Below are 274 nucleotides of genomic sequence, written 5' to 3' on the forward strand. Positions count from 1 at the left end.
GCCCCGGGAGCGCCCGCCTCCCGCGCCAGCCGCTCCATAGCGGCCACCGGGTTGCGCTGGGCCCGCCGTCCCAGCATGATTTCGGTCATCATCACCGGCAGTCCCACGAGGGCGATGCAGGCCAGGTAGACGAGAACGAAGGCGCCTCCCCCGCTCTCTCCCACCATGTAGGGAAACTTCCAGATGTTGCCGAGACCGATCGCTGAGCCGGCGGTGGCCAGCACAAAGGCCCAGCGGTTGGACCAGTGGGCCCGGTGGGCCGCCTGCGCAGCCG

Annotated in this window: 1 pseudogene; it reads right to left on the reverse strand. The window is 70.4% G+C overall.

The features are described from left to right. Positions 1 to 274, reverse strand: a pseudogene (locus ACTFO6_RS18765) (sodium-dependent transporter); the annotation flags it as partial.

The sequence above is a fragment of the Pelomicrobium sp. G1 genome, from assembly GCF_051905455.1.
Classification (GTDB): Bacteria; Pseudomonadota; Gammaproteobacteria; order Burkholderiales; family UBA6910; genus Pelomicrobium.